At 41.7% G+C, this 24,920-nt stretch carries 15 protein-coding genes and 1 pseudogene; 10 read left to right on the top strand and 6 right to left on the bottom strand.

Translation table 11 applies throughout. The features are described from left to right. The first annotated feature begins 47 nt into the window (after nucleotides 1-47). The 5 genes from rpoC to M2135_RS02765 all read left to right on the top strand — a co-directional run bounded on the left by rpoC (nucleotide 48) and on the right by M2135_RS02765 (nucleotide 8,232). Entirely contained in the window at nucleotides 48-4,337 is a 4,290-nt protein-coding gene (rpoC, locus tag M2135_RS02785) for a DNA-directed RNA polymerase subunit beta' (RefSeq protein WP_280747071.1), read from the top strand. Nucleotides 4,338-4,479: 142 nt separating this feature from the next. Further along, nucleotides 4,480-5,343, top strand: coding sequence for an endonuclease/exonuclease/phosphatase family protein (locus M2135_RS02780; RefSeq protein WP_280747070.1), 864 nt, complete (start codon nucleotides 4,480-4,482; stop codon nucleotides 5,341-5,343). A 15-nt stretch (nucleotides 5,344-5,358) separates the two neighbouring features. Then, nucleotides 5,359-6,240, top strand: coding sequence for an AraC family transcriptional regulator (locus M2135_RS02775; protein WP_280747069.1), 882 nt, complete (start codon nucleotides 5,359-5,361; stop codon nucleotides 6,238-6,240). A 627-nt stretch (nucleotides 6,241-6,867) separates the two neighbouring features. Next, nucleotides 6,868-7,179, top strand: coding sequence for a DUF3467 domain-containing protein (locus M2135_RS02770; protein WP_280747068.1), 312 nt, complete (start codon nucleotides 6,868-6,870; stop codon nucleotides 7,177-7,179). Between the two features lie 90 nt (nucleotides 7,180-7,269). After that, nucleotides 7,270-8,232: a helix-turn-helix domain-containing protein gene (locus M2135_RS02765; RefSeq protein ID WP_280747067.1), complete on the top strand. Its 963-nt coding sequence runs from the start codon at nucleotides 7,270-7,272 to the stop codon at nucleotides 8,230-8,232. Between the two features lie 16 nt (nucleotides 8,233-8,248). On the opposite strand, the pseudogene msrA reads toward M2135_RS02765, so the two are convergent. Both msrA and M2135_RS02755 read right to left on the bottom strand, forming a co-directional pair. Beyond that, nucleotides 8,249-8,737 (bottom strand): annotated as a pseudogene (gene msrA, locus M2135_RS02760) (peptide-methionine (S)-S-oxide reductase MsrA); the annotation flags it as partial. An 89-nt stretch (nucleotides 8,738-8,826) separates the two neighbouring features. Further along, nucleotides 8,827-9,879: a winged helix DNA-binding domain-containing protein gene (locus M2135_RS02755; protein WP_280747066.1), complete on the bottom strand. Its 1,053-nt coding sequence runs from the start codon at nucleotides 9,877-9,879 to the stop codon at nucleotides 8,827-8,829. Between the two features lie 179 nt (nucleotides 9,880-10,058). Between M2135_RS02755 and M2135_RS02750 the strand changes: the two genes are divergently transcribed. Continuing rightward, nucleotides 10,059-11,111, top strand: coding sequence for a lactonase family protein (locus tag M2135_RS02750; protein ID WP_280747065.1), 1,053 nt, complete (start codon nucleotides 10,059-10,061; stop codon nucleotides 11,109-11,111). A gap of 17 nt (nucleotides 11,112-11,128) precedes the next feature. Here the strand turns inward: M2135_RS02750 and M2135_RS02745 are convergent, their stop codons facing one another. Then, nucleotides 11,129-12,313, bottom strand: coding sequence for a hypothetical protein (locus M2135_RS02745; RefSeq protein ID WP_280747064.1), 1,185 nt, complete (start codon nucleotides 12,311-12,313; stop codon nucleotides 11,129-11,131). A gap of 85 nt (nucleotides 12,314-12,398) precedes the next feature. Then, the gene (locus tag M2135_RS02740; protein WP_280747063.1) at nucleotides 12,399-14,357 is read right to left on the bottom strand and encodes a DUF349 domain-containing protein; all 1,959 of its coding nucleotides are present in this window, start codon (nucleotides 14,355-14,357) and stop codon (nucleotides 12,399-12,401) included. 220 nt (nucleotides 14,358-14,577) lie between these two features. Here M2135_RS02740 and M2135_RS02735 point away from each other — a divergent pair, with 220 nt between their 5' ends. Then, nucleotides 14,578-15,294: a glycosyltransferase family A protein gene (locus M2135_RS02735; protein ID WP_280747062.1), complete on the top strand. Its 717-nt coding sequence runs from the start codon at nucleotides 14,578-14,580 to the stop codon at nucleotides 15,292-15,294. A gap of 21 nt (nucleotides 15,295-15,315) precedes the next feature. Further along, nucleotides 15,316-16,059, top strand: coding sequence for a lipopolysaccharide kinase InaA family protein (locus tag M2135_RS02730; RefSeq protein ID WP_280747061.1), 744 nt, complete (start codon nucleotides 15,316-15,318; stop codon nucleotides 16,057-16,059). A 79-nt stretch (nucleotides 16,060-16,138) separates the two neighbouring features. On the opposite strand, the gene M2135_RS02725 is transcribed toward M2135_RS02730, so the two are convergent. Further along, nucleotides 16,139-18,472 carry a hypothetical protein gene (locus tag M2135_RS02725; RefSeq protein WP_280747060.1) on the bottom strand — a complete coding sequence of 778 codons (2,334 nt, stop codon included), beginning with the start codon at nucleotides 18,470-18,472 and terminating at the stop codon, nucleotides 16,139-16,141. Nucleotides 18,473-18,566: 94 nt separating this feature from the next. Further along, nucleotides 18,567-19,205, bottom strand: a complete 639-nt coding sequence (locus M2135_RS02720) for a viroplasmin family protein (protein WP_280747059.1) — start codon at nucleotides 19,203-19,205, stop codon at nucleotides 18,567-18,569. A 715-nt stretch (nucleotides 19,206-19,920) separates the two neighbouring features. On the opposite strand from M2135_RS02720, the gene M2135_RS02715 reads away from it, so the two are divergent. Both M2135_RS02715 and carB read left to right on the top strand, forming a co-directional pair. Beyond that, nucleotides 19,921-21,336 (top strand): C10 family peptidase, encoded by a 1,416-nt coding sequence (locus tag M2135_RS02715; RefSeq protein WP_280747058.1) that lies wholly within the window; start codon nucleotides 19,921-19,923, stop codon nucleotides 21,334-21,336. Nucleotides 21,337-21,635: 299 nt separating this feature from the next. Then, complete coding sequence (gene carB, locus M2135_RS02710; protein ID WP_280747057.1) at nucleotides 21,636-24,854, top strand: carbamoyl-phosphate synthase (glutamine-hydrolyzing) large subunit; 3,219 nt, start codon at nucleotides 21,636-21,638, stop codon at nucleotides 24,852-24,854. Nucleotides 24,855-24,920: the final 66 nt, after the last annotated feature.

Below are 24,920 nucleotides of genomic sequence, written 5' to 3'. Positions count from 1 at the left end.
AAGATTAACTTTCAACTTTCAATTTTCAACTTTCAACTCTAAAGAACATGGCTTTTAGAAAAGAAAATAAGATAAAGAGTAACTTTTCAAAAATAACAATCGGTTTGGCTTCTCCTGAAGAGATTCTTGAAAACTCGAGTGGTGAAGTACTAAAACCTGAAACGATCAACTATCGCACGTACAAACCCGAACGTGATGGTCTTTTCTGTGAACGCATTTTCGGTCCGATCAAGGATTATGAATGTCATTGCGGGAAATACAAACGCATCCGTTACAAAGGCATTGTTTGTGATCGTTGCGGTGTAGAAGTTACAGAAAAGAAAGTACGTCGTGAGCGTATGGGACATATCCATTTGGTTGTACCCGTAGCTCATATCTGGTATTTCCGTTCTTTACCGAACAAAATAGGTTATCTGTTAGGATTACCAACTAAAAAGTTGGATTCGATTATCTATTATGAAAGATATGTCGTTATTCAACCAGGCACAGTTGAGACTGTTGCTGAATTAGATTTATTGTCTGAAGAAGAATATCTTCAGATTCTGGATAATCTTCCAAAAGAAAACCAATTATTGGAAGATACTGATCCGAATAAATTTATTGCGAAGATCGGAGCAGAAGCGGTTTACGACTTGTTAGCTCGTCTTGATCTGGATGCGATTTCTTACGATCTGCGTCACAGAGCAAGTACAGATAGTTCACAACAACGTAAAAATGAAGCACTGAAACGTCTGCAAGTCGTAGAATCTTTCAGAGCATCCCGTGGACGTAACAAACCCGAATGGATGATTGTCAAAGTTGTTCCGGTTATTCCACCGGAATTGCGTCCGTTAGTTCCACTGGATGGAGGACGTTTTGCTACTTCCGATTTGAATGATCTTTATCGCCGTGTGATTATCCGTAATAACCGTCTGAAACGGTTAATCGATATAAAAGCGCCGGAAGTTATTTTGCGTAATGAGAAACGTATGCTTCAGGAAGCTGTAGACTCATTATTCGACAACTCCCGTAAGTCTAGTGCTGTTAAAACAGATGCCAACAGACCGTTGAAATCGTTGTCCGACAGCTTGAAAGGAAAACAAGGTCGCTTCCGTCAGAACCTATTAGGTAAACGTGTCGATTATTCAGCACGTTCGGTTATCGTCGTAGGACCTGAATTAAAGATGCACGAATGCGGTATCCCTAAAAATATGGCTGCCGAACTCTATAAACCTTTCGTTATCCGTAAACTGATTGAACGTGGTATCGTTAAGACCGTTAAATCAGCGAAAAAAATTGTTGATCGCAAGGAACCTGTCGTATGGGATATTCTGGAGTATGTGATGAAAGGTCATCCGGTATTACTGAACCGTGCTCCGACATTGCACCGTTTAGGTATCCAAGCGTTCCAACCCAAATTGATAGAAGGCAAGGCTATTCAGTTGCACCCGTTAGCATGTACCGCGTTCAACGCTGACTTCGACGGAGACCAGATGGCTGTTCACTTGCCATTAGGGAATGAAGCTATTCTGGAAGCACAAATGCTGATGTTGGCCTCTCATAATATTTTGAACCCCGCTAATGGAGCACCGATCACTGTTCCTTCTCAGGATATGGTACTTGGATTGTACTATATCACTAAAATACGTAAAGGGACATTAGGAGAAGGTTTAACCTTTTTCGGACCAGAAGAAGCTACCATTGCTTATAATGAAGGCAGACTCGCTATCCATGCACCGATCAAAGTCTATGTCAACGATGTAGATGCAGAGGGTAATTCCGTCAGAAAAATGGTAGAAACATCTGTTGGCCGGTTAATGGTCAATGAGTTTGTTCCTGAAAGCGTTGGTTTTGTTAATGAATTATTAGGAAAAAAAGCGTTACGTGATATCATCGGTATGGTAATTAAAACCTGTGGTGTAGCCCGTACTGCTCAGTTCCTTGATGATATTAAAGATCTGGGTTATCAAATGGCCTTCAAGGGTGGTTTGTCATTCAATCTGGCAGACGTGTTGATCCCGGATGAAAAAGAAGCTTTGGTAAGCGAAGGATACGACGAAGTAGATCAGATTGTAGCCAACTATAGTATGGGATTCATTACCAATAATGAACGCTATAATCAGATCATCGATACCTGGACACATGTCAATAGTAAACTTTCTAATATTCTGATTAAAAAGTTGGCTGAAGACAACGACGGATTTAATTCCGTATTCATGATGATGGATTCCGGTGCCCGTGGATCAAAAGAGCAGATTCGTCAGTTATCCGGTATGCGTGGATTGATGGCCAAACCACAAAAAAGCGGTTCTGACGGTGGACAGATTATTGAAAACCCGATCCTCTCTAACTTTAAAGAAGGGTTGTCTGTATTGGAGTATTTCATCTCTACCCACGGTGCCCGTAAAGGTTTGGCTGATACAGCCTTGAAAACAGCCGATGCCGGATACCTTACACGTCGTTTGGTTGACGTTTCACATGATGTGATCGTGAATGAAGAAGACTGCGGTACTTTGCGTGGATTGATCTGTACAGAGTTGAAAAATAATGAAGAAGTGATCGCCTCGCTTTACGAACGTATATTAGGCCGTGTATCCGTACACGATATCCAACACCCGCAAACAGGAGAAGTTCTGGTCAATGCAGGTGAAGAGATCCGTGAAGATGCAGCAAGAAAAATACAGGAATCACCCATCGAAAGCGTGGAGATTCGCTCGGTACTTACTTGTGAATCCAAGAAAGGGGTATGTGCGAAATGTTACGGACGTAATCTGGCTACCGGTCAGATGGTTCAAAAAGGTGAGGTTGTCGGTGTTATTGCCGCCCAATCAATCGGTGAACCGGGTACTCAGTTGACTTTGCGTACATTCCACGTTGGGGGTATCGCCTCCAATATCGCGACAGAAAACAGTATTATCTCTAAATATGAAGGTCGTCTGGAAATCGATGAACTTCGCGCAGTAGATGCCATAGATGCAACAGGTAAAAAACATCAGGTTGTTGTGAGTCGTTTGGCTGAAATGCGAATAATCGACCCCAACACCAACATCGTACTATTGACCCATAATATTCCTTATGGATCTAAATTGTTCTTTAACAGTGGTGATATATTGAAGAAGGGGGATGTCATTTTAGAATGGGATCCATTCAATGCTGTTATTGTTTCTGAGGTATCTGGTAAAATCGAATTCGAAAATGTTGTTGAAAATATTACTTATAAAATTGAAAGTGATGAAACAACAGGTTTGAAAGAGAAGATTATCATCGAATCTAAAGATAAGACCAAAGCACCTGCTGCTCATATCATTGATGAAAATGGAAATTATCTGAAAAACTATTCTTTGCCTTTAGGCGCGCACGTTGTCAAAGAAAACGGCGACACGATCAACGCTGGTGAAGTTTTGGTTAAGATCCCACGTGCAGTAGGTAAGACGGGTGACATCACCGGAGGTCTTCCGCGTGTAACCGAGTTGTTTGAAGCACGTAACCCATCTAATCCGGCTGTTGTTTCTGAAATCGACGGAGAAGTTGGATTCGGTAAAATCAAACGTGGTAACCGTGAGATTACCGTTACATCCAAACTGGGTGAAATGAAGAAATACATGGTGCCGCTATCCAAACAGTTATTGGTACAGGAAAACGACTATATCCGTGCAGGGATGCCTCTGTCGGATGGAGCGATCACACCTTCTGATATCTTGGCGATTAAAGGGCCTACTGCCGTTCAGGAATATATTGTGAACGAAGTGCAGGATGTTTATCGTCTGCAAGGAGTAAAGATTAATGACAAACACTTTGAAGTAATCGTTCGTCAGATGATGCGTAAAGTAGAAGTTGTTGATCCGGGAGATACCCGCTTCCTTGAGCAACAAGTGATAGATAAACTTGAAGTGATGGACGAGAACGATCGTATCTGGGGTAAAAAGGTGGTATTGGAACCTGGAGATTCTCAAACATTACATGCCGGACAGATTGTGACAGCACGTAAACTTAGAGATGAAAACAGTATGTTGAAACGTCGCGACCTCAAACTGGTCGAAGTACGTGATGCAGTTCCTGCTACCGCCAATCAGATTCTTCAGGGTATTACCCGTGCAGCATTACAGACCAACAGCTTTATGTCTGCTGCCTCTTTCCAGGAAACAACGAAAGTGTTGAACGAAGCGGCCATCAATGGAAAAGTAGACCGTTTGGAAGGATTGAAAGAAAACGTGATCTGTGGTCATCTGATCCCGGCAGGTACAGGTCAGCGTGAATTTGACAAGTTAGTCGTAGGAGCGCAGGATGAGTTCGAACGTATCTTTGCCAACCGGAGAAACATTGTTGATTTCGGCAATATGGAAAACGTACATGACTAATCAATAGTCGTATCAAAATAGTTAGGAAAAGGCTGTCGATCTATTCGATAGCCTTTTTCTTTTCCCCAATTTGGTTATTATAAGCATAAAATCTATTTTTGTGACAGTTCCTTAAATAATATTTACCAGTAATACACATACAATGAAGACCTTTTTAGTTTATTTTTTAGCCGCACTATTTTCAGTATCAGGTGTTGTAGCACAAACCATGGATCAACAAATCAACGTAGTCTCATTCAATATCCGCTTAGATGCCGATGTAGATGCCGAGAACCAATGGACGCACCGCAAAGATTATGCAGCCGATCTGATCAAATTCTATGAAGTGGATATCTTTGGCGCACAAGAGGTGCAACATCATCAATTAACCGACCTACTCGAACGTTTACCCGGTTTCGGCTATGTCGGTGTCGGACGGGAAGATGGAAAAACAAAAGGAGAATATGCTCCGATCTTTTATAAGAAAGAACGTTTTGCCGTATTAAAAAACGGAGATTTCTGGTTGGCAGAAGATATGAATGCTGTAGGCAAAAAAGGTTGGGATGCCGCTTGTGAACGTGTCGTCTCATGGGCGATCTTTAAAGATAAAATAACCGGGAAAGAGTTTTTCTTTCTAAATACACATCTGGATCACGTTGGGAAAATCGCACGGCACGAAGGCGCCTCATTAGTCCTTGAACAGGTAAGAGTCTTATCAGGCGATTTACCAGTGATTGTTACCGGTGATTTTAATGCAACACCCGATGATGATCCGATTCAGGTCTTAACAAAATCAGACGATCCGCGCCATCTGACACACGCCCGGGATATTTCGCCCATCAAATACGGACCGGAATGGACGTTCCACAATTATGGCCGAATCCCGGCAGAACGTCGCAGCTGGATCGATTATATTTTTATTAAAGGCAATATCCAGGCACAACGTTATGGGGTCTTAACAGAAAGTATGGGACACTTGTACCCCTCTGACCACTGTCCTGTATTGACGACTCTAACCATCCGGTAACCGTACAATAAATGCATGAATAAAGAGGATGCTTTACTTGAGGTAACATCGCTTTCAGATGAAGACTGTTTTTTGGTCATACAACGACCCAAACCGGGGTTCTATTACCCCTTGCATGAACATGTCGAATTCGAATTGAATTATCTGGAGAATGTAGAGGGAGCTATACGGATTGTCGGTGACGGCGTTGAAGAGATGAAAGAATTAGATTTAGTGCTCATCGGCGGAGGAATACGTCATGCCTATTCCAACCACACATGCCTTTGCGAAGGGATCTTTGAGATTACCATTCAGTTCAACCGGACACTCTTTGACAGTTTAATCGAAAAACGACATTTCAAAACAATCAAAGAGATGTTCGAGAAAGCCTCTTGTGGATTAGTGTTTAGCAGTCAAGCAATTCTGGAAGTACAAAAGGACTTAAAAATGCTCTCCACCGAAGATCCTGCTTCTTTCTTGAATCTCCTTCGTCTGATAAAAATTCTGAAAATTTTATCCTTAGACCAACAGGCGCATTGCGTAAATCCGGTTAATCGAGTTAAGAATCAGTCTTTAGAAGACGCCGATCGCCTGGATAGTATCATGCGCTATCTGCATAAAAATTATCAGTCCCATGTATCGTTGGAAGAAATAGCATCGTTAATAAACATGAGCGAATCATCGCTTACCCGTTTCCTCAAAAGATGGACCGGCAAAACATTTATCGATAATCTGAACGATATCCGTATTGCCGAAGCAGTATGCCGTTTGATCGATACAAGCGACAGTATCTCTGAAATATGCTATAAGTGTGGCTTCAACAATTTATCAAACTTTAATCGCATCTTTAAACGCAGGAAAGGGATGACTCCTACAAAGTACCGGGAATATTATGCCCGTACACGTTTTAGAATATAATAGGGAAATAAAAACATGATACCAACTGTTTTTCTGTAGCATTCTGTCCATTTTTCTGTTACACCTACCTCTGTTTTCTGTTAGAGGTACGTCTAAAATAATTTAGAGGTACGTCTAAATCCGTTTAGAGGTACGTGTAAAACAATTTAGAGGTACCTCTAACAAAAAAGTGTTCATTAGACTTCAAATAAACCGATGGGACGTTCCGTCTTTTATTTGGGTTATTTCGGTTTAATACAGCCAAAGGGGGAGATTTTGTTGTCTCCTTCACTTCTTAGGAGTAGTACGGATTTAGGAGAGTAATTCGAACCACCTGCATTGATGAAAATCAAGCGATGCAGAAATAGTATCATATATTGATAAAATAGTATTTGGTAATTGTAAATAAATGTTTTATTTTTGTACAATCAACAAACAAAAAGCTATAAGTCAGATATCCTTAATATAAACCCCAAAACGGTATTACATAAAACACAAAAAGATTTTTTTTTTACATTGGTCTAAAGAATTGAGAATTAAAAACACAACTTTGAGATGGCTGCCTGTGAAGGTGGCCATCTCTTTTTTTATACATTAGAGGATATTTCGTATCTTTGTTTCATTGAACAACGAACAAAACAAACATTTATGGATAACAAGAAACCTTCCAATGAAATTCAAGTGGAGATCTCAGAAGAAATCGCTCAAGGTACCTATGCCAACCTGGCTATTATCTCACACTCTGCTTCTGAATTTATCTTAGATTTCATACGCGTGGTTCCCGGGGCACCAAAAGCAAAGGTAAAAAGCAGAGTCATACTCACTCCTGATAACGCCAAACGCCTACTTTATGCCCTCCAGGATAATGTGGCTAAATTTGAAGAGCAAGCCAATAGTGGTAAAACAGCCAAATTTGATGATTTTATCCCCCCTATAGGAGGAATACAGGGAGAGGCTTAAAAACCGACCTTCTTAAAATAAAAAGAACCATTCAACCAAAACCTTTTTCTTAATTCGGTATATTCAACAACACTAACCCATTTTTGTACGATGAAAAGAGATTTTATCCATGTACAGTTGTTGGAACTACTTAACAGTAAGTTCCCTAAGAAAAAAGAACTTTCGGCGCTACTCACCGATATGTTGGAAATTGAGAAGGAAGCTGTTTACAGACGGCTTAGGGGCGAGGTCTCTTTCACGCTAAACGAGGCCGCTACTATTGCCGGGAAACTCGGCTTCTCGTTAGATCGTATGATCGATTCAGAGATTAGTTATAATCCTCACCCTACCGTATCCACCATCCATGCTTCCAGGGAAGATATTAATTATGACGTATTGGTCAACTATGTCGAAAAAATCAAAGAGATTACCACCGCCCCTTATTCGGAATATGCCCAGGCGTTAAATTCCATACCGTTAGGTATATGCCTCGCCTACCCCAATCTCTTAAAGTTTTTATGTTACGAATTTCTCCATTTATATGGAGAGAAGATGATGTTTCAGTCGTTCGACAAATATAAAGTCGCAGACCGTTTACAAGAGGAATTTGCCCGGATGGATTATTACCTCAAAAAAATGACTTATACCTATTACATCTGGGATCCGGCAATCATACCGAACTTTATTGAAAATATCAGCTATTACATCAGTATTAAACATATAGATGCGCAACATGCTGTTCAACTAAAAAAGGAGTTGTTTGATTTTATGGAAGACCTTGAGCGATATGCCACAAATGGTCGTTTTTCCAAGAATACGAGCCGATTTTCCTTGTATGTATCGAATATTCATTTAGGATCTACCCGCTCTTATTTATGGTCGGAAAATAGTTGCCTGGGTATTATTATCACATTTGTTCTTCAAACAATGACCGTAACAGATCAAATCGCCTGTTGCGAGTTGAAAGCCCGTATTGAAGCTTTACAGAAAGCATCCATGTTGATTTCACAGACAGGAGAAAGAGAGCGGCTTCTTTTCTTTCAGAACCAAAGAATATGTATCGACAAATTATAAACGGTTTGCTGCGGATTTAAAAACGTTTGGTGTATCCGTGACAATAAGGCAACGTACCTTTTCGTTCATAATAATTTTGATGATAATCTTCCGCCACCCAGAATGTTGTCGCAGGCGTAAGCTGTGTTGCGACAGCATATCCACGTTTTTTTAATTCTGCAATTAACTGTTCTGCAATCTGCTTTTGCTCAGATGTCGTATAAAAAACCACCGAACGGTATTGCTCTCCCAAGTCCGGTCCCTGACCGTCTGTTTGGGTTGGGTCATGAATTTCAAAAAAACATTTGGCCAATGTTTCATAATCGGTTTCTGTCGGATCAAAAAGAATACGAACGGCCTCCACATGTCCGGTGGTCTGGCTACATACCTCTTCGTATGACGGAGCCTCTTTGGTTCCTCCGATATACCCCGATTCAACACGAAATACACCTGGTAATTGATGCATAAAATACTCAACGCCCCAGAAACATCCCCCGGCAAAGATGGCAATCTCCGTTTTTGCCTCTTGTATTAATTCCCTTTTTTGTGTCATTTTATTATTGTATTTAACTCATACCAGATGCTCTGGTAGCACTATTCTATGCGATTTTTAAGTTAGCCATAGAACTGTTCGTATAGCTTAACTGCTTGCTGAAAAAGGCGTTCGACCTGCTTATTTACGGATTCAAAGAAAGCGAGTTCAGCAGTAATACTTTTTCTTTTGACTACTCTTTTCCAATTGCCTATGATCTCCCCGTTATACGTAATCGTAGGGCTGAATACCCCTGTACGTGTAATAATTTTACGATAATGCGGTTCGGATAAAATCTCACTGCGATCTTTATAACTGACCACATATTCATCAAAAGCGGGAAGTAATAAGGCGGATGTTTCTGCTTTTGGCTCCTGAATGTCATTTTTCATCCAGTAAGATTTCCCGTTGATCTCTTCACATATAAAATCGTCTTTGATGCATTCGACCGATTTACGCGCATCAGATGTGAGCAATCCCGACCACCAGACGTAATCCTGTAGTGTAGCAGGGCCATGACTTGTAAAAAACTTTCGTGCTAATTTTTCCAAAGCCTCCTCTTTGGTTAGTCTATTGCCTTTCGGAACCCTTTCTGCCAGTAAGGCATAAGTCTGTTTATTCCCTTTAACGGCTCCATTACACACAATGCCATCCAATTCTGCCCGCGACATAATATGCGACATATCATGCCGGTCAATATCGACACCTTTTGTTTTAAGATGTTCGCCTATCTCCAGACGGGTCAGATGTCCGTATTTTTCAAGAATAGGAACAACCAGGCGACTGGCTTTCATAATCGCCTCCTCATCCATTCCGCGCATTTTTCCATAATTGAGAAATACAGGTCTCAGTCTGGGAGAAGACAACTCCATCATCCAATGAAAATCTTCGGCAACGACAAAATGCCATGTCGGACGCAAAATATGTGTCCGAATGATCCGCCCTTGATTAAACGCCTCCTCAACCAACGCATTCGTCGTACCGGGCAGCCGGACTCCAATCCCCCATTTGGCCATTTCATAGGCTTGAGATTGCATTGCGCCCATATAAGCAACGACTTCTTCAGGTTTTTCAAACCCTGCACAAACAAGCCCTTGATTGTATAATCGTATATTCAGTAAATCAGCAGTAGTCATAATGGATAGAATATAATTATCACTGCCCGAATATATTTATCTTTTCTGAATTATCTGGATGATTTGCCCTTTTTTTGATGGGATCGTATCAAAGTCAGAAAGAAAAGATCATACAGAAAAAGATGTACCTTTGCCTCATTGATGTATCAAACGAAATTACAGAAAAAATGATTCAGTATATGTTATACTTATTGATAGGCACCTATACGATGGGTGCGAGTGAAGGTCTGTATGTGTATCAATTGAATACAATGACTGGGGAAGCCGCCTATGTCTCTATGGCAAAAGTGGACAATCCGTCTTATCTTGTTTCCACACCAGATAACCGATTCATTTATGCCGTCACAGAGAACAACGGGAATCCGTCGTATGCAAATGCTTTTTCATTTGATCCGGAAAGTGGACAACTAACCTTTATAAACCGATCGGAGACAGCTGGTGCTTCCCCATGTAATATGACTGTCGATACCGCAGGAAATCATGTCGTCACAGCAAATTATGGAGGAGGTTCGATCAGTGTATTCGACACCAATACGGAGGGAGCTTTATCGCCTGTCAAACAAGTGATCACATTCTCCGGACAAGGCACTGAAAAAGGTCGTCAGAACGCTCCGCACCTTCACTGTGTTAAATTCTCTCCGGATGGGAAATACTTATTTGCAACAGATTTGGGGACAGACCATATTTATCGCTTTGAAACAACGCATTCAGAAAAAGAACCTTTTATAAAAGAAGACTCTCGAACCTCTTTTAAAGTGACGGACGGTTCCGGTCCGCGTCATATCGAATTTCATCCGTCAGGCAAATATCTCTATCTGATTAATGAACTGGCAGGAACAGTGACCGGTTTCTTGTATAACAATGGTAACCTGAAAGAGATTCAGACCATCGTAGCTGATACATTAAACGCCAAAGGAAGTGGGGATATTGCAATCACTCCGGATGGACAGTTTGTCTATGCTTCTAATCGTTTGAAAGGAGATGGAGTCGCTATCTTTGCCCTGAATCAAAAAGATGGCAAATTGGCAAAGACAGGCTATCAACCGACAGGAGTACATCCCCGTAATATGGTCATTACGCCCAATGGCAAGTTCCTATTGGTTGCCAATAAAGACAGCCATAACATACAATTATTTGCCATCAATCCTGAAAACGGTGCTTTGACAGACATACAGAAGGACATTTTATTGGATAGTCCGGTTTGCCTGAAATTCCTCTCCATTCAGGAATAATGAATGAGTTTAAAACATCAATCGACCAAGACAAAAGTACGAAACTGTGTTTCTCTATTCACGGGACATAAGGAGAGATAACCTTGTCTGATCCGATTGTTTTCAATCACTAAGGGATATTTTTCTTTCAGAAGCACATCTTCTTCATAGGCATTGACTGAGTAGGTCATACTAAAATGTCCGGAAGCAGAAGGTGCAATATGCTTTCTGACAAGTTGTATGGCGACCATCCCCATAGTATACCGCATATTGATTTCTACAAAAGGGTGGATAAGATTCCCTTTTTCTGTTTTGTAGACAAGCATATCTACGCCGATATAACCGGAATAGATTCCTCCGAATATGTTTTCTATAATCGACTGAACCGCATGACGTATCCGGTTGAAATAAGTTCCACCGGTCAATTGAAAGATGCTTTGATGCAAGTTCTCCTGACTGTCTAAACGATTTCCGGTATATGCCCCTTTGCCAACCGTGTTAAAAACAGAAATACCTTCATAGCTGACTTTTCCCTCATCATCAAGATAAAACTCCAACGCAAAATCCTGTACTTTGTCCAACCCCAACTCTATACTGATCAATCGTTGTCGTTTAAGCGCTCCATTGATCCATTGGATATCATTTGTATTCAGCCGGTTTTCGTACAACCACCATAAACCTCTTCCGGAAGAGGAGAATGGGGTTTTTAAAACAAAGGGTGGTTGTTTTTCCCTGATAAAAGCGTCGATTTCTCCTGTTTCTTGACAGAAGACAGGGGCAGAGGGGAAATAATCCTCTGGTAAATAATTGCGGATAAGATCAAGGCACTCGGCAGCAGTCTGTCGCCCCGATAACTGATGATATTCTTTCTTCCAGACAGGGACTATTAATGATGGATGATCGGCTTTCAACCGGTTCAAACAGGCTATGGTATCCGGAGACAACCCCCAGGGAGAACACTCCATGGCTGGTGAGATCTTTATTTGAGTATATATACTCCGGAGAGTAACAGGAGTCGGATAGTTTATACGATCAATAATTCCAAAGTCAAACGAAGGAGTTTCATCTGCCATCAGTACATAATCCTCCTTCTCTCCGTACCACATAGGTAATAAAGCCAACTCTCTACGCATTTTTTGTACGTTTAGAGGCGGTGTATACTGAACGGTCTCATTAGCAACAGCCATTTCATATCCGGGATTGAATAGATGCAGTCGTGACATATACAGAACGGATTATAACAAAACAGTTGGCAGCGCAATTATTTTATGCATCTGCCAACTGTCGGCTATTTTCATTTATCAGTGATTATTCCAGATTTTCATCAATGGCTTCGATCTTTTTGATCGTCAGTCCCATCTCTTCTTTTAACTTGTCGATCTTGCGTTCCATCTCTTTCACTAAACCGCCCCCGCCTTTTGAGGAGATACTAAGGAAACCGATGTTGTTCTCATACGTCTGCAATTCGGCTTTCATCCGTTCGTATATACGCATCAACTTTTCACGCTCGCTATACAACTTACCTTTTCCGTGTTCACTGCTGGTGATATCACTGAGGTTATCACGGAATGATTGCATCTTACGGTCGTTTTTATCGACTTTCAGACGGTCGAATTGTTTATCGACAGCTTCATGATATTCTTTGTAGATTTTATCTTTTTCTCTGAACGGTACAAAACCGATTGTATTCCATTCGGCCATATGTCCTTTCAGTGCAGCAAGCGCCTCATCGGAATTCATGGTTTCACCGATCGCATTAATCTTTTCGATTAACGCCTTTTTGGCTGCCAGATTATCTTGTTCAACGCTCTTTTGAGAAACAACATTTTTATTTTTTTCTTCAAAGAAAGCATCGCATGCTGTTATGAACCGTTTCCAGATTGCATCAGAGTTTTTACGAGCTACCGGCCCGATCTTTTTCCATTCTTTCTGAAGGGCGATCATTTTATCGGTAGTCGTTTTCCAATCGGTACTCGCTTTCAACTCTTCCGCTTGTTCACAGAGCGCTTTTTTCAGTTCGTAGTTCTTTTCCATGTCCTCTTTGACAGACTTATAGAAAACACTCTTTTTATTGAAATAAACGTCGCAAGCTGTGCGGAAACGTTCGAATATTTTGACATTATACTTTTTAGGAGCAAATCCGATTGTTCTCCATTTCTCCTGTAAAGCGATCACTTCTTTGTTCTTAGCCTCCCAGTCTTTAAATGTTTTCAAAGCCTCATAATCGATCGCTTCGATCTCTTCGCATATCGCTGTTTTAGCCTCCAGATTTTCCTGTTCTTTGGCTTTCAGTCCTTCAAAATGCTCCTGGTGGCGTTTGTTGATGATGGTAGAAGCCTCTTTGAAACGCGTCCAGATCTCTTCCCGTAAATCTTTAGCCACCGGTCCGATCTCCCGCCATTGCTGGTGCAATTTCTGCAGTTGGTGAAACGCCGAAATGACATCTTGTTCATTTTCCAGTTTCTCTACAGCTTCGCAAAGAGCGCTCTTCAACTCCAGATTCTTTTTAAAGTCGTAATCACGGAATTGGTTATTGATCTTGATCAGGTCGTAAAACTTTTCACTATAGATCTGGTAGTTTTTCCACAATTCGTTGGCATGTTCCTGTGGAATTGCTTTAGCTTCTTTCCAACGTTGTTGGATCTCCTTAAATTCGTTGTATAATTTATTGAAATCGTCCTGACTTTCCGTCAACTCTTTCAATCGTTCTATCAGTTGTAGTTTGAGTGCGTAGTTGGCCGCTTTCAGTTGTTCTGCTTCTGCATGAATAGCTGCACGCTTCTCTTTGTATGTTGCCAATAATTCTTTTAATTTATTTTCGGCTTCATCTTCAGGAACAACAAAATCCTTTTCTTCACCTTCACCTTCAAGGAACGTTTTTTTCAACTCTTCTATCTCGGAACGGCGGATCTTATAAAATGCTTGTTTCAAAGATTCCATTTCATTTCGACCACGATCTGCAGCCGATTCGACCAATTCACTGATTTTAACAATGATCTCTTCTTTGGTTAATTTGCCTGTTGCATCCGGTTCTTTCGACTCTTCCTCAGCCGGAGATTTTTCCGTTTCTGTTTCAGGAACAGACTCAACCGCCTCTGTCCCGCTTACAGGAGGTTCTTCCGTCATTTTTTCTGTTTCAACTGCAGCAGGCTGCTCACCATTAACCGATGTCTCAACCGTACTTTTTTCCACTTCCTCGAGTGGGGCTTTAGCTTCATCTAATTGACCGCTTTCTTCGGGCAGATTAGCTTCAATGGAGTCCTTCATATACAATCACATTTAAGAAAAGGATATAATTTCCTAGATTATCAATTCACAAATTAAGCTAATTATTTTTGGATTACAGCATCTGTAGGCAATTATTCCTGAAAAAAAATGCGTTGAAAATGAATTTTTGACCTTTAAATGACCTCTTTTTTATGCTTTTTCCGAAAGAGATAAGAACTCTTTCTAAAAACATAAGTCTATCTTTGCACACATTATGCAAATGAAAAAAATACATATCATCACTCCGGTTAAAGACTCTATCGAATTAACACTAAAAACAATAGAGGCGATTACGCATTCGCAATTCCGGATTCCTTATACCTACACCGTATACAATGATTTCAGTACTCCTGAAAACTCGGCTATACTTGATAAGGCAGCCCAACAATATGGGTTTAATCTGGTGCATTTATCTGACCTGACTCAAAACCCATCGCCCAACTACCTGTTTGTTCTTCAGTTAAGCCAGGAAAAGGCTTTAAAAGAAGACGCCGGATTATGTATTGTAGAATCTGATGTGGTGGTTCATCCGGATACACTGCAACGACTTTTCGATGAGGCGCAACAACGGCCAGACTGCGGAATCGCTGCAGCTGTAACGGTCGATGATAAAGGGCTCATCAATTATCCTTACTTATACGCAAAAGGAGAAGAGAACAAGGTCTTTACCACCCGTAAACATTTGAGTTTCTGCTGCTCATTGCTCACGACCGCCTTTATGCAAAAGTTTAATTTTCAACGGTTGGATCCTTCCAAATCCTGGCATGATGTCACGATTTCACACGAGTCACTGAAACAAGGTTTCAATAATTATTTGTGTACTACATTGCCGGTTTTTCATCAGCCACATGGCAGTCGTCCATGGAAACAGTTAAAATACAGCAATCCACTCAAATATTACTGGTTGAAGCTGATCCACCGGAGAGATAAAATCTAAATCTAAACAAATCCTGTTGAAATGCATCATACCAAATGGACTGTTCATCCCACATTCTACAAACTGGAGTCGTTTATCCTTCAGTTACCCGACATTTTTGATCATGAAGGGGAAGTGATCTATCAGGGGCGGAATGAACTTCGCCTCTTTCATATAGAAGGGTATCCTTTGATTGTTAAATCATACCAGAGACCTCATTTGTTTAATCGGATAGCTTATACATGCCTACGCGCCTCCAAAGCCGAGCGGGCATATCTGTATGCCTTGAAGTTAATCGAATTGGGAATAGGTACTCCTGCTCCGGTCGGTTATATTGTTTGTCGCGACGGATTATTAATGGAAAAAAGCTACTCTGTCTCCTTACAATCCGACTGTCCACACCTATACAAAGATTTTTACACAAAGGTTTTCTCCCGAGAGAAAGAGATCCTGACTGCTATCGCTCGAACGACAGCACATCTTCATATGCATGGGATATTACATAAAGATTATTCGGAAGGCAATATTCTGTTTGATGATTCTCTGAAAGAGATTCCTGTTGAACTGATTGATCTGAACCGGATGGTGTTCGGCAAAGTCTCTTTGGAAAAAGGGTGTAAAAACTTCGAACGTTTACTAGGTAGTGATGAGATGCTTGAAACAATGGGAGAGGTATATGCCAAAGAACGACATTTAGACCCCGTAGCTTGTGTAGAAAGGATCAAGTATCACGTTCATCAACGCTTAAAAATGTTGAACAGTTACCCTTTTCCACAAAAAAAATAAAGAGATACAAAAAGAGGACGTATCAACAGAAAAAACCTTGTTCGTTGATGCGTCCTCTTTTTATTGAATATTCAAGAAATTACTTCACCTTTATTTTTCGAATATCATTGCCTATTTTTAATAGATAGATCCCCGGTCGTAAATTGACCGAAGTTGTACCTTCCGGTAAAGTCAATGCGGTATGGGTATTTCCTGTTATCGTATAAACAGTCATCGGCATACGTTGTGAAACAGTGATATACAATGTTTGCCCCTCCATATGGATTGCAAACTGTTCCGATGGATTTTGCATACCGTCTGTTTGATTCTTCTTCACCCCTTCAACTGTAAGTTTCATATCACCCTCTACAGCAGGTAACAGATAATAAAGGATACTGGAGCGTAATGCCATCGGTTTTACTTCTTCTCCGTCAGCCAATAAGGTGATCTCCGACTGATCATAATCATCTTCGAGTGTGATTCCTATCAGAGGAGTATCAAAGCGACCCACTTTCAATAGATCATTCGTCGGGTAACAATATGTTGTATCTGTGAATTGCAACACACGGAAACCGGCACCCTGAGGAACAGAGATCGCAAATCTCGGAGCTTTTCCAATAAAAATCTCAGTATCTTCAATTACCTCACGAATTGTAGTGCGATATGTTCTGCCGGTCACTAAGCTAAATTCATTTTTCACCCCATTGACAGTCACTAAAATATCTTCTGCCTCATAACCCTGCGGCAACTCAAACCTTACAGCAAAAGACTCTTTTTTCTTTCTTTGATGATGTCCCATACCTGGAATAGCCGTTAAACGATCAAACCCGCTAATCGTAACGGTACAATATTCCTCGGAGGTATCCCAGAAAGGATATGAAATTTTAGGATGAATGAGCGCTGTTCCTTCTACAGATTTCAACTGAGGCAGGAAGCTTGAAGCGTAGATATTCCAATGATTGACAGTCCAACCGAATAGATCTTTCAACCGAGTCAGATCGCTCTCCCACTCTGCTCCATCCGCTCCTTTTAAATCATCAGTCCAATTTCCACCCGCTTGAATAAAGGCATAATTCCCTGTTCCCATATATTTTACAATCTCTTCTTCATTCGTAATATCGATATAGATATCCAGCCCTTCTTCACTCCGGGCTATTCGTCCGACAACACGATGAATATGATCTCCTTTGATCTCTTTCAGAACAGCCAGACTATTCTCTATAACCGGTATATGTATCGCATTATTTCTACGCGACAACATACCCGCAAGTCCACCTGTATACTCGCCTCCCGAGATCGTTCCTGCAGCATACACATTTTGAATAAAAACCGAACCTTCTCTGATCGTTTCGATTCTCCCGCCTAATCCGCCAACATATCCTCCCGCTGCTGTGATCGTGGCATAACTATAACAATCTTTGATTGTCAGTATACCGACACCCGTATCGTAGCTTGTTCCATATCCACAACCTAAAAGACCTCCGGTATATGCGATATACTTTCCACCCGTGATATTTCCGTTATTCGAACATTTCAGCATGGTCAATTGGCTATATCCCGAACAATTTCCCATGATACCTCCGGTATACGTATAATTCCCTTCACCGATCACCGAACCGCTATTGGTCACGTTTTTGATCTCTATCGTTCCCAAACCATAGCCATATCCTAAAATACCTCCGGTATAAGCAGCAGCGATTTCTCCCCGACGGACAGTCGCTTCATTCGCACAGTTCTCGATAATAAGTTCGCCCATACCAGATCCTTTGCTGTCTGAACGTCCTGCTCCTAAGATACCTCCGGTATAGGAAATTTCAATGCCTTGTCCTCCTCCCTGAACGGAGACACTCTCATTCCGGCAGTTATCAATGCGTATTTTAGCTTTTCCTGTTTCCGAATAGACTCTTATATGACCGGCAAATGCGCCCGAATGGAAAGAGTCTGCCCATCCTTGTATATTCCCATTTTTTAATGTCAGATTTTTTATGCCACCCATTGTATTGCCATCGGTGGCATACAGGTAACCGAAAAGTCCGATGGTGTTATTTGTTTTGGGCAAACAGGCAACTCCGATATTCAATCCACTGATTATCGCATTATTCCCATCAAAATTTCCTTGAAAGGTTTTATTCAGATCATTCTCTTCAAAAGTACCGATAGGTACCCAGAAATGAGCCGACAAATTCAACTCTTTTACGCCCGCTTTGATTTGAACATATTGTTTTGTAAAAGGCTTGCCGCTGTTCACCTCCTGTGCCAGATAGGCTAATTGCTCTGCACTTTCTATTAAGAAAGGAGTCTCAACAGATCCGTCTCCTCCGGCAAAACTTGTAGCAACATACTGATCCCAATACCCGTTGGGCATGGATTGTGCCATTGTTTTACCAGCAATAAAGCTCATAAAAAGCATAAAAACCAGTAGACTTTTTTTCATATTTCAGTATTATTTATTGTTTATACAAAGTTCGTATTTCTCTCAACAATAGTTAGGTATTTACTTTCGCTTGCTGTAAAAGTATAAATTATTTTTATTTTCTGCCAAAATCAGCGGGAATCTCTCCCCATTCTGCTGTATGCCATTTTAATATCGGAGTCGTGTACGTGTTTTCGTTCAGCCACTTTTCGGCTCGTGTTATCAGATCAAAAATCGGTTCGTTTTCAGCCGTCCGCTCCAACAATGTTTTAGCTTTCTTTTTCTGAACCCACTTGATCGCGTTCACACTATCTGAATAAACAGGAAGTTTACTCTCCTTTTTTTTGAGTAAAGCCAATCCGTGTACAAGAGCCAGAAATTCTCCGACATTGTTTGTCCCCTGTGTCATCGGTCCGATATGGAAAATTTCCTGACCGGTCGCCGTATAAACACCCCGGTACTCCATCAATCCCGGATTGCCGCTACATGCAGCATCTACTGCCAGGCTCTCCATGATCGGTTTCCCGATCCCGGAAGGGGATCTCATCAGTTTTGAAACAGCTTTCGACGAAGAACTGTTCTTCAGATAATGTGCATACCCTTTCTCAAAAGCCTCGGTGGCTTCTTCTTTTGTCTCAAAAGACTTATATTTAGCCCCTTCTTCACCTTCTACCTGCGTTTTTGCATCTTCCCAGTTCTCGTAAATTCCCGGTTGAAGACCTTTCCAGACGACATAGAATTTTCTTTTTGCCATAATTTGTTCCGTATGAAGAAACAAATATACTGTTTCTTTTCAGGAAAAACTTAGTCCGATCACGAATAAGCCGAAACAGATGCTTCTAAATATGCCCGGTTACACTATGTCAATTTGAGCAATTTGTCATTTGAACCCCTTCGAGATTCGTCTATTCGAAGCCATCCGCAGGTTTGTTTGAAAAAATCGCACGGATATGAGGTTTGTTTTTGTAAGAGATAATGATTTTCATACTATATCATCTATTTTTTCGATCTAAACAAAATGTCATTCTAGAGAAAAAACAGCCGATTTTGACACTGTTTTTTCGCTTTTTGAAAAATCATCTGCATGATTAGGTAAAAGCATTTGGATGTATTTTCAAAATCATAAGCATCATTAAAAAAAATCATACGGATAAAATCTACGGATTTTCTGGAAAAACCGGTAAAAACCACCTGTTTTTTGCCGGAAATGCAGAAAAAGGCCATCTATTTGAGTAAAAACAACCAAAGCGAGCGTTAGCCGAAAACGAATTTTTATTAATTTATGTCGCATATTTAACGGTTTCTATAGCAAAACAATACATTCAATATACAGAAACTATACCTACGCCAACAGACAAACTTGATCAATCTAAGTTACAATCGGCTGAAAAAAGTTTAACCGATTTGCAAAAATTCAAAATAATGTCTACATTTGCCCTTATAACCAAGACTTTAAAACGATATTCACAATGAAAACCAAACAATTTCTTATCGGATTATTCATTTTCTTCTCTCTTCCGGTATTTGCCGAACATGTATCTGTCGAAAAGGCACAAACAATTGCGAATAATCTCTTTCAACAATTGAGTTCAACAACCCTAAAGACACAGACCTCCCTGACTTTGTTACACGCCGAACAGAATGCATTGCGCGCTTCCGGTCCCGAAACATTCTACTACATTTTCAGTGGAGGAGAAGATGGCGGGTTTGTAATTGTGGCCGGAGATGATCGGATCAAGCCGGTATTGGCCTACGCTATCGAAGGAACATTCGACTTCTCCCACCTCCCTCCTGCCCTTAGCTGGTGGTTGCAGAAATACCGCGAAGAGATCACTCGTTATACCGCTAAAAAAGCAATCGCCGACGATAAGACAAAAGCCAAATGGATGCAGATAGAAAATAATACATCCCCGGATAATCGGTTATATAACTCCAAAAGACTCCTTACCGCCAACTGGGATCAAGATGCACCCTACAATCTATTCTGTCCGGTCATTGGGAACGGCCAGGCATTGACAGGCTGTTTGCCTACCGCTATGGCCATCATTATGCACTACCACCGGTGGCCCGAGAAAGGCAAAGGAGCACACACATACAACACGAAAACAACCGGATTAAAGCTGTCTGCCACTTTTGAAGATGTTGCATATAACTGGAATCTGATGCGACACAGCTATAAACATAACGACAGGGATGCAAGTGCACAAGCTGTAGCCCACCTGATCTTCCATTGCGGAGTAAGTATGGAAGCCGATTATGGGGTGAGTATAACGACCGGATCAAACTACCAGTTTCTTTCCGCTCTGGTCGATCATTTTAATTATGACCCTGAGATTAAACTGATATCCAAAAACGGAGGAGGCTACTCCTATGAAGAGTGGTATCATTTCATTCAAGACGAGATTGATCATAACCGCCCGGTGTACTACACCGGACGAAGTATGGATCCCGTTGGCAGTCATGGCTTTGTCTGTGACGGTTACAACAATGGGGATGTACATATCAATTGGGGATGGGGCGGCTACTGTAATGGCTACTACGCGTTAGAGGCATTAACTGCGACAGCAGATAACTATATCGACAAATACAACTATTCGCATCTGGAATATATGATTACCAACATAAAGAAAGCAGTAGAAATAAATGATTCTTCCAAGGAGTTCAACCTACCACCCGATTTTGCGCTTCAGATAAAGGGGTCAACACTCTGGATCAATACCCCTTCTGCCGAGACAATTACCATCTACTCGCTCACCGGCATCCCGCTATTGAAAGTTGAAAAGCCGGCCGGAGAAAGTATTCATTCCATTCAAACATGCACACCAGCAAACTATATCATCACCGGAAGTTCGGGTTGGACCACCAAATACCGCATCATCCCATAACAGGCTGATCGCTTTCATCCGAAAGAAAAAGAACAGAGTTTTGTGAATCTGAAATATAAATCCTACCTTTGTCCAAATTTTGAAAACGCTTCTCAGAATGAATACAACCTATATCATAAATCATGTATTCACGTCCGGTTACCTATCGGATTACGAAGCTCATTTCTTTAGTGTTGATGAATTTTTATCTGACAATAGATGATGCGTTAGTTCTATTTCTAACGCATTTTTTTTGTCCGGACGCAACGATATGCATTTTATAAACACAAACAATAAATAAAAACAATCTCTGAAAAACTATGTCGAGAAATGGAATCAAAAAGGTGATCGTACTGGGCTCAGGCGCCCTTAAGATCGGACAGGCCGGAGAGTTCGACTACTCCGGGTCACAGGCGTTAAAAGCATTGCGGGAAGAAGGGATTTATACCGTCTTGTTGAATCCCAACATTGCCACTATACAAACATCCGAAGGGATAGCCGACCAGGTTTATTTTTTGCCCATCACCCCTTATTTTGTAGAGGAGGTAATCAAAAAAGAACACCCTGACGGTATCCTACTGGCTTTTGGGGGACAGACAGCGCTGAATTGCGGAACACAACTATACAATGAGGGCACTTTAGCCAAATACAATGTACAGGTATTAGGAACCTCGGTTGAAGCCATCATGTATACGGAAGACCGCGACCTTTTTGTGAAAAAACTCGATGAAATTGATGTAAAGACACCTGTCAGCGAAGCGGTCGAAACAATGGATGACGCCATTGCTGCTGCCGAGAAAATCGGCTATCCGGTGATGATCCGTTCGGCGTATGCCTTGGGAGGTATGGGTAGTGGTATCTGTCAGGATGAAAAAGAATTACGCACTCTGGCTGAAAGCGCTTTCGCCTATGCTTCGCAAATCCTGGTGGAAGAGTCGCTGAAAGGGTGGAAAGAGATCGAATTTGAAGTTATCCGTGACAAAAACGACCACTGTTTTACTGTGGTTAGCATGGAGAATGTCGATCCGCTCGGTGTACACACCGGCGAAAGTATCGTTGTTGCTCCGACCTGTTCACTGACCGATAAAGAATTAAAAGATCTACAGGCATTGTCGATCCGAACCATTCGCCATTTAGGTATTGTGGGAGAGTGTAACATTCAATATGCATACAGTTCAGAAACAAACGATTACCGGGTGATTGAAGTCAATGCCCGTCTCAGCCGTTCATCTGCACTGGCCTCCAAAGCGAGCGGATATCCGTTGGCCTTTGTCGCTGCTAAGTTAGCATTGGGCTACGGATTGGATGAAATTGGCGAGATGGGAACACCCTACTCCGCCTATAAAGCGCCGGAAGTCGATTATATGATTGTGAAAATTCCGCGTTGGGACCTGACGAAGTTTGAAGGAGTCAGCCGCCTGATCGGCTCAAGTATGAAGTCGGTCGGTGAAATTATGTCGATCGGTAAAAGCTTTGAAGAGATCATACAGAAAGGACTCCGCATGATCGGACAAGGGATGCATGGTTTTGTCGGCAACAACGACCTGACTTTCGACAACCTCGACGAAGAATTAGCCAACCCCACCGATCTGCGTATTTTTGCCATTGCTCAGGCTTTAGAAGCCGGTTATACCATCGACCGTATCTACGAACTGACAAAGATCAATCACTGGTTCCTCAAAAAATTAAAGAACATTGTCGATTATACCGCTGTGCTTTCCGGTTATACCCAGATTGAGGATTTACCGGAAGAGATTCTCCGCGAAGCAAAGAGACTGGGATTTTCCGACTTCCAGATTGCCCGTTATGTAGAAAGTCCGGCCGGCAATATGGAAAAAGAGAATATGCGGGTTCGCCACTTGCGTAAGAAACTGGGCGTATTACCTACCGTCAAAAGAATCAACACGATCGCGTCCGATCATCCGGAACTGACCAACTACCTCTATATGACGTATGACGGAACGGAACACGATCTCCCCTATTATAAAAATGATAAGAGTGTCATTATCCTGGGGTCGGGCGCCTATCGCATCGGCTCATCCGTTGAATTCGACTGGTGTTCGGTCAATGCCGCTTTAACTGCACGTAAACTGGGGTATAAGTCGATCATGATCAACTACAACCCTGAAACGGTCTCTACCGATTACGATATGTGCGACAGGCTTTATTTCGATGAATTATCATTGGAACGTGTACTGGATGTCATCGATCTGGAAACACCCAAAGGAGTCATTGTCTCGATGGGTGGACAAATCCCGAACAACCTGGCGATGAAACTGAACCGCCAACAAGTTCCTATCCTGGGAACTTCTCCCGTTTCCATCGACCGTGCAGAGAACAGGCATAAATTCTCAGGTATGCTCGATATATTGAACATCGATCAGCCTCGTTGGGCAGAAGTGACCAGTATGGATGAAATCGATGCGTTTATTGAAAAGGTGGGATTCCCGATCCTGATCAGACCCTCTTATGTGCTCTCCGGTGCTGCGATGAATGTCTGCTACACCAAAGAACAAATGATAGAGTTCCTGGATCTGGCAGCTAAAGTATCCAAAGAATATCCGGTAGTAGTTTCCGAATTCCTACAGGGAGCCAAAGAAGTGGAGTTTGATGCGGTGGCCATGAACGGGGAAGTGGTTGAGTATGCCATTTCCGAGCATATTGAATTTGCAGGGGTACACTCGGGTGACGCCACATTGGTCTTCCCGGCACAGAAGATTTACTTCGAAACGGCTCGCCGTATTAAGAAAATCAGTAAAATGATCGCAAAAGAACTAAATATAAGCGGTCCTTTCAATATCCAGTTCCTGGCAAAAAACAACGATGTCAAAGTGATCGAATGTAACCTGCGTGCATCACGTAGTTTCCCCTTTGTCTCTAAAGTGCTTAAACGCAACTTTATCGAAACGGCTACGCGTATCATGCTTGACGCCCCTTATACACAACCCGATAAGAGTGCATTTGACATCGACTGGATAGGGGTCAAAGCATCTCAGTTCTCTTTTGCCCGCTTGCATAAAGCCGATCCGGTCTTGGGTGTGGATATGAGTTCTACCGGAGAGGTCGGATGTATCGGCGATGATTTCAATGAAGCGTTATTGTCGGCGATGATCGCTGTCGGCAACACCATACCTAAAAAGAATATCCTGGTCTCCTCGGGAGCAGCAAAAAGTAAAGTCGATCTGTTGGAACCTTGCCGCTTATTGCATGAAAAGGGGTATACCATCTACGGAACGGCTGGAACGGCTCAATTCCTGAACGATAACGGCATCAAAACAACTGCCGTCAACTGGCCTGATGAAGAGGGAGGCATGAATGTGATGGATATGTTCAGCAACCATGTATTCGAATTAGTTGTCAATATTCCGAAAGACCATAGCAAACGGGAATTAACCAACGGATATAAAATCCGCCGTGCAGCTATCGATCACAACATTCCTTTGATCACCAATGCGCGCTTGGCCAGTGCCTTTATCGACGCATTCTGCAATATGCCGATCGAAGAGATTCAAATCAAAAGCTGGCAGGAATATAAATAAGAGAAGATAGTCTGAGTAGTTTATACTCGACATTTATTAGAAGTTAAGTAGTAAGAACAATTTGTT

The organism is Parabacteroides sp. PF5-9 (assembly GCF_029893105.1).
Lineage (GTDB): Bacteria > Bacteroidota > Bacteroidia > Bacteroidales > Tannerellaceae > JARXWG01.
This window is presented reverse-complemented; position numbering and strand designations above follow the sequence as displayed.

Bases quoted from the DNA above. Each gene is read 5' to 3' on its own strand.
- M2135_RS02715 (WP_280747058.1), top strand. From the start codon at position 19,921: ATGAAAACCAAACAATTTCTTATCGGATTATTCATTTTCTTCTCTCTT.
- M2135_RS02775 (WP_280747069.1), top strand. From the start codon at position 5,359: ATGAATAAAGAGGATGCTTTACTTGAGGTAACATCGCTTTCAGATGAA.
- M2135_RS02740 (WP_280747063.1), bottom strand. From the start codon at position 14,357: ATGAAGGACTCCATTGAAGCTAATCTGCCCGAAGAAAGCGGTCAATTA.
- M2135_RS02730 (WP_280747061.1), top strand. From the start codon at position 15,316: ATGCATCATACCAAATGGACTGTTCATCCCACATTCTACAAACTGGAG.
- M2135_RS02720 (WP_280747059.1), bottom strand. From the start codon at position 19,205: ATGGCAAAAAGAAAATTCTATGTCGTCTGGAAAGGTCTTCAACCGGGA.
- M2135_RS02725 (WP_280747060.1), bottom strand. From the start codon at position 18,472: ATGAAAAAAAGTCTACTGGTTTTTATGCTTTTTATGAGCTTTATTGCT.
- rpoC (WP_280747071.1), top strand. From the start codon at position 48: ATGGCTTTTAGAAAAGAAAATAAGATAAAGAGTAACTTTTCAAAAATA.
- M2135_RS02750 (WP_280747065.1), top strand. From the start codon at position 10,059: ATGTTATACTTATTGATAGGCACCTATACGATGGGTGCGAGTGAAGGT.
- carB (WP_280747057.1), top strand. From the start codon at position 21,636: ATGTCGAGAAATGGAATCAAAAAGGTGATCGTACTGGGCTCAGGCGCC.
- M2135_RS02765 (WP_280747067.1), top strand. From the start codon at position 7,270: ATGAAAAGAGATTTTATCCATGTACAGTTGTTGGAACTACTTAACAGT.
- M2135_RS02745 (WP_280747064.1), bottom strand. From the start codon at position 12,313: ATGTCACGACTGCATCTATTCAATCCCGGATATGAAATGGCTGTTGCT.
- M2135_RS02770 (WP_280747068.1), top strand. From the start codon at position 6,868: ATGGATAACAAGAAACCTTCCAATGAAATTCAAGTGGAGATCTCAGAA.
- M2135_RS02780 (WP_280747070.1), top strand. From the start codon at position 4,480: ATGAAGACCTTTTTAGTTTATTTTTTAGCCGCACTATTTTCAGTATCA.
- M2135_RS02755 (WP_280747066.1), bottom strand. From the start codon at position 9,879: ATGACTACTGCTGATTTACTGAATATACGATTATACAATCAAGGGCTT.
- M2135_RS02735 (WP_280747062.1), top strand. From the start codon at position 14,578: ATGAAAAAAATACATATCATCACTCCGGTTAAAGACTCTATCGAATTA.